Origin of the sequence: Cystobacter fuscus DSM 2262 (genome assembly GCF_000335475.2) — a bacterium.
Classification (GTDB): domain Bacteria; phylum Myxococcota; class Myxococcia; order Myxococcales; family Myxococcaceae; genus Cystobacter; species Cystobacter fuscus.
Genome location: NZ_ANAH02000040.1, coordinates 1 through 5,357, shown reverse-complemented (window position 1 = coordinate 5,357; position 5,357 = coordinate 1). Strand labels below are relative to the sequence as shown.

Sequence of the window (5,357 nt, the reverse complement as noted above, 5' to 3'; positions counted from 1 at the left end):
ATCCAGTTAAATAGCTTGCAAAATACGTGGCCTTATGGTTACAGTATGCCCATCGCAGTTCGCTACACGCAGGACGCTTTTTCACGTTCTGGTTGGTTGTGGCCTGTTGATGCTAAAGGTGAGCCGCTTAAAGCTACCAGTTATATGGCTGTTGGTTTCTATGTGGCTAAATACGTTAACAAAAAGTCAGATATGGACCTTGCTGCTAAAGGTCTAGGAGCTAAAGAATGGAACAACTCACTAAAAACCAAGCTGTCGCTACTTCCCAAGAAGCTGTTCAGAATCAGAATGAGCCGCAACTTCGGGATGAAAATGCTCACAATGACAAATCTGTCCACGGAGTGCTTAATCCAACTTACCAAGCTGGGTTACGACGCGACGCCGTTCAACCAGATATTGAAGCAGAACGCAAAAAGAGAGATGAGATTGAGGCTGGGAAAAGTTACTGTAGCCGACGTTTTGGCGGCGCAACCTGTGACGACAAATCTGCTCAAATTTATGCGCGCTTCGATAAAAATGATTGGCGTATCCAACCTGCAGAGTTTTATCGCTTCCATGACGCAGAAGTTAACACTTTCGGATATTTCTGATGAGTCGAAAAATTATCTTGATAAAGCAGGAATTACTACTGCTTGTTTACGAATTAAATCGAAGTGGACTGCTGGCGGAAAATGAGAAAATTCGACCTATCCTTGCGCAGCTCGAGAAGCTCTTACTTTGCGACCTTTCGCCATCAACTAACGATTCTGTCAAAAACTGACGCGTTGGATGAGGAGAAGTGGCTTAATATGCTTGGCACGTTCGTCAAGGACTGGTTTAGATATGAGTCACATTTTGTTCATGGTAGAGATTCTCTTGTTGACATTTTAAAAGAGCGTGGATTACTATCTGAGTCCGATGCTGTTCAACCACTAATAGGTAAGAAATCATGAGTCAAGTTACTGAACAATCCGTACGTTTCCAGACCGCTTTGGCCTCTATTAAGCTCATTCAGGCTTCTGCCGTTTTGGATTTAACCGAAGATGATTTCGATTTTCTGACGAGTAACAAAGTTTGGATTGCTACTGACCGCTCTCGTGCTCGTCGCTGCGTTGAGGCTTGCGTTTATGGTACGCTGGACTTTGTAGGATACCCTCGCTTTCCTGCTCCTGTTGAGTTTATTGCTGCCGTCATTGCTTATTATGTTCATCCCGTCAACATTCAAACGGCCTGTCTCATCATGGAAGGCGCTGAATTTACGGAAAACATTATTAATGGCGTCGAGCGTCCGGTTAAAGCCGCTGAATTGTTCGCGTTTACCTTGCGTGTACGCGCAGGAAACACTGACGTTCTTACTGACGCAGAAGAAAACGTGCGTCAAAAATTACGTGCAGAAGGAGTGATGTAATGTCTAAAGGTAAAAAACGTTCTGGCGCTCGCCCTGGTCGTCCGCAGCCGTTGCGAGGTACTAAAGGCAAGCGTAAAGGCGCTCGTCTTTGGTATGTAGGTGGTCAACAATTTTAATTGCAGGGGCTTCGGCCCCTTACTTGAGGATAAATTATGTCTAATATTCAAACTGGCGCCGAGCGTATGCCGCATGACCTTTCCCATCTTGGCTTCCTTGCTGGTCAGATTGGTCGTCTTATTACCATTTCAACTACTCCGGTTATCGCTGGCGACTCCTTCGAGATGGACGCCGTTGGCGCTCTCCGTCTTTCTCCATTGCGTCGTGGCCTTGCTATTGACTCTACTGTAGACATTTTTACTTTTTATGTCCCTCATCGTCACGTTTATGGTGAACAGTGGATTAAGTTCATGAAGGATGGTGTTAATGCCACTCCTCTCCCGACTGTTAACACTACTGGTTATATTGACCATGCCGCTTTTCTTGGCACGATTAACCCTGATACCAATAAAATCCCTAAGCATTTGTTTCAGGGTTATTTGAATATCTATAACAACTATTTTAAAGCGCCGTGGATGCCTGACCGTACCGAGGCTAACCCTAATGAGCTTAATCAAGATGATGCTCGTTATGGTTTCCGTTGCTGCCATCTCAAAAACATTTGGACTGCTCCGCTTCCTCCTGAGACTGAGCTTTCTCGCCAAATGACGACTTCTACCACATCTATTGACATTATGGGTCTGCAAGCTGCTTATGCTAATTTGCATACTGACCAAGAACGTGATTACTTCATGCAGCGTTACCATGATGTTATTTCTTCATTTGGAGGTAAAACCTCTTATGACGCTGACAACCGTCCTTTACTTGTCATGCGCTCTAATCTCTGGGCATCTGGCTATGATGTTGATGGAACTGACCAAACGTCGTTAGGCCAGTTTTCTGGTCGTGTTCAACAGACCTATAAACATTCTGTGCCGCGTTTCTTTGTTCCTGAGCATGGCACTATGTTTACTCTTGCGCTTGTTCGTTTTCCGCCTACTGCGACTAAAGAGATTCAGTACCTTAACGCTAAAGGTGCTTTGACTTATACCGATATTGCTGGCGACCCTGTTTTGTATGGCAACTTGCCGCCGCGTGAAATTTCTATGAAGGATGTTTTCCGTTCTGGTGATTCGTCTAAGAAGTTTAAGATTGCTGAGGGTCAGTGGTATCGTTATGCGCCTTCGTATGTTTCTCCTGCTTATCACCTTCTTGAAGGCTTCCCATTCATTCAGGAACCGCCTTCTGGTGATTTGCAAGAACGCGTACTTATTCGCCACCATGATTATGACCAGTGTTTCCAGTCCGTTCAGTTGTTGCAGTGGAATAGTCAGGTTAAATTTAATGTGACCGTTTATCGCAATCTGCCGACCACTCGCGATTCAATCATGACTTCGTGATAAAAGATTGAGTGTGAGGTTATAACGCCGAAGCGGTAAAAATTTTAATTTTTGCCGCTGAGGGGTTGACCAAGCGAAGCGCGGTAGGTTTTCTGCTTAGGAGTTTAATCATGTTTCAGACTTTTATTTCTCGCCATAATTCAAACTTTTTTTCTGATAAGCTGGTTCTCACTTCTGTTACTCCAGCTTCTTCGGCACCTGTTTTACAGACACCTAAAGCTACATCGTCAACGTTATATTTTGATAGTTTGACGGTTAATGCTGGTAATGGTGGTTTTCTTCATTGCATTCAGATGGATACATCTGTCAACGCCGCTAATCAGGTTGTTTCTGTTGGTGCTGATATTGCTTTTGATGCCGACCCTAAATTTTTTGCCTGTTTGGTTCGCTTTGAGTCTTCTTCGGTTCCGACTACCCTCCCGACTGCCTATGATGTTTATCCTTTGGATGGTCGCCATGATGGTGGTTATTATACCGTCAAGGACTGTGTGACTATTGACGTCCTTCCCCGTACGCCGGGCAATAATGTTTATGTTGGTTTCATGGTTTGGTCTAACTTTACCGCTACTAAATGCCGCGGATTGGTTTCGCTGAATCAGGTTATTAAAGAGATTATTTGTCTCCAGCCACTTAAGTGAGGTGATTTATGTTTGGTGCTATTGCTGGCGGTATTGCTTCTGCTCTTGCTGGTGGCGCCATGTCTAAATTGTTTGGAGGCGGTCAAAAAGCCGCCTCCGGTGGCATTCAAGGTGATGTGCTTGCTACCGATAACAATACTGTAGGCATGGGTGATGCTGGTATTAAATCTGCCATTCAAGGCTCTAATGTTCCTAACCCTGATGAGGCCGTCCCTAGTTTTGTTTCTGGTGCTATGGCTAAAGCTGGTAAAGGACTTCTTGAAGGTACGTTGCAGGCTGGCACTTCTGCCGTTTCTGATAAGTTGCTTGATTTGGTTGGACTTGGTGGCAAGTCTGCCGCTGATAAAGGAAAGGATACTCGTGATTATCTTGCTGCTGCATTTCCTGAGCTTAATGCTTGGGAGCGTGCTGGTGCTGATGCTTCCTCTGCTGGTATGGTTGACGCCGGATTTGAGAATCAAAAAGAGCTTACTAAAATGCAACTGGACAATCAGAAAGAGATTGCCGAGATGCAAAATGAGACTCAAAAAGAGATTGCTGGCATTCAGTCGGCGACTTCACGCCAGAATACGAAAGACCAGGTATATGCACAAAATGAGATGCTTGCTTATCAACAGAAGGAGTCTACTGCTCGCGTTGCGTCTATTATGGAAAACACCAATCTTTCCAAGCAACAGCAGGTTTCCGAGATTATGCGCCAAATGCTTACTCAAGCTCAAACGGCTGGTCAGTATTTTACCAATGACCAAATCAAAGAAATGACTCGCAAGGTTAGTGCTGAGGTTGACTTAGTTCATCAGCAAACGCAGAATCAGCGGTATGGCTCTTCTCATATTGGCGCTACTGCAAAGGATATTTCTAATGTCGTCACTGATGCTGCTTCTGGTGTGGTTGATATTTTTCATGGTATTGATAAAGCTGTTGCCGATACTTGGAACAATTTCTGGAAAGACGGTAAAGCTGATGGTATTGGCTCTAATTTGTCTAGGAAATAACCGTCAGGATTGACACCCTCCCAATTGTATGTTTTCATGCCTCCAAATCTTGGAGGCTTTTTTATGGTTCGTTCTTATTACCCTTCTGAATGTCACGCTGATTATTTTGACTTTGAGCGTATCGAGGCTCTTAAACCTGCTATTGAGGCTTGTGGCATTTCTACTCTTTCTCAATCCCCAATGCTTGGCTTCCATAAGCAGATGGATAACCGCATCAAGCTCTTGGAAGAGATTCTGTCTTTTCGTATGCAGGGCGTTGAGTTCGATAATGGTGATATGTATGTTGACGGCCATAAGGCTGCTTCTGACGTTCGTGATGAGTTTGTATCTGTTACTGAGAAGTTAATGGATGAATTGGCACAATGCTACAATGTGCTCCCCCAACTTGATATTAATAACACTATAGACCACCGCCCCGAAGGGGACGAAAAATGGTTTTTAGAGAACGAGAAGACGGTTACGCAGTTTTGCCGCAAGCTGGCTGCTGAACGCCCTCTTAAGGATATTCGCGATGAGTATAATTACCCCAAAAAGAAAGGTATTAAGGATGAGTGTTCAAGATTGCTGGAGGCCTCCACTATGAAATCGCGTAGAGGCTTTGCTATTCAGCGTTTGATGAATGCAATGCGACAGGCTCATGCTGATGGTTGGTTTATCGTTTTTGACACTCTCACGTTGGCTGACGACCGATTAGAGGCGTTTTATGATAATCCCAATGCTTTGCGTGACTATTTTCGTGATATTGGTCGTATGGTTCTTGCTGCCGAGGGTCGCAAGGCTAATGATTCACACGCCGACTGCTATCAGTATTTTTGTGTGCCTGAGTATGGTACAGCTAATGGCCGTCTTCATTTCCATGCGGTGCACTTTATGCGGACACTTCCTACAGGTAGCGTTGACC

The 5,357-nt window shown here is 44.6% G+C and carries 9 protein-coding genes; all 9 read left to right on the top strand.

The window, feature by feature from the left end:
* Nucleotides 1-675, top strand: a 675-nt coding sequence (locus D187_RS59770) for a replication endonuclease (RefSeq protein ID WP_155893857.1), incomplete at its 5' end; no start/stop codon positions are given.
* Nucleotides 608-760: a hypothetical protein gene (locus D187_RS59765; RefSeq protein WP_435988044.1), complete on the top strand. Its 153-nt coding sequence runs from the start codon at nucleotides 608-610 to the stop codon at nucleotides 758-760. The genes D187_RS59770 and D187_RS59765, both read left to right, overlap by 68 nt.
* Nucleotides 693-932, top strand: a complete 240-nt coding sequence (locus D187_RS59760) for a phage DNA packaging protein C (RefSeq protein ID WP_016670801.1) — start codon at nucleotides 693-695, stop codon at nucleotides 930-932. Before D187_RS59765 ends, D187_RS59760 begins: the two co-directional genes overlap by 68 nt.
* Nucleotides 929-1,387, top strand: coding sequence for a scaffolding protein D (locus tag D187_RS59755; protein ID WP_000084700.1), 459 nt, complete (start codon nucleotides 929-931; stop codon nucleotides 1,385-1,387). Before D187_RS59760 ends, D187_RS59755 begins: the two co-directional genes overlap by 4 nt.
* Entirely contained in the window at nucleotides 1,387-1,503 is a 117-nt protein-coding gene (locus tag D187_RS59750; protein ID WP_000033471.1) for a phage DNA packaging protein J, read from the top strand. Before D187_RS59755 ends, D187_RS59750 begins: the two co-directional genes overlap by 1 nt.
* A gap of 36 nt (nucleotides 1,504-1,539) precedes the next feature.
* The gene (locus D187_RS59745) at nucleotides 1,540-2,823 is read left to right on the top strand and encodes a major capsid protein (RefSeq protein ID WP_000065572.1); all 1,284 of its coding nucleotides are present in this window, start codon (nucleotides 1,540-1,542) and stop codon (nucleotides 2,821-2,823) included.
* A gap of 110 nt (nucleotides 2,824-2,933) precedes the next feature.
* Complete coding sequence (locus tag D187_RS59740) at nucleotides 2,934-3,461, top strand: hypothetical protein (RefSeq protein ID WP_000487867.1); 528 nt, start codon at nucleotides 2,934-2,936, stop codon at nucleotides 3,459-3,461.
* Between the two features lie 8 nt (nucleotides 3,462-3,469).
* Nucleotides 3,470-4,456, top strand: a complete 987-nt coding sequence (locus D187_RS59735) for a Minor spike protein (RefSeq protein WP_000466547.1) — start codon at nucleotides 3,470-3,472, stop codon at nucleotides 4,454-4,456.
* A gap of 36 nt (nucleotides 4,457-4,492) precedes the next feature.
* Nucleotides 4,493-5,357, top strand: an 865-nt coding sequence (locus D187_RS59730; RefSeq protein WP_497463188.1) for a replication endonuclease, incomplete at its 3' end; no start/stop codon positions are given.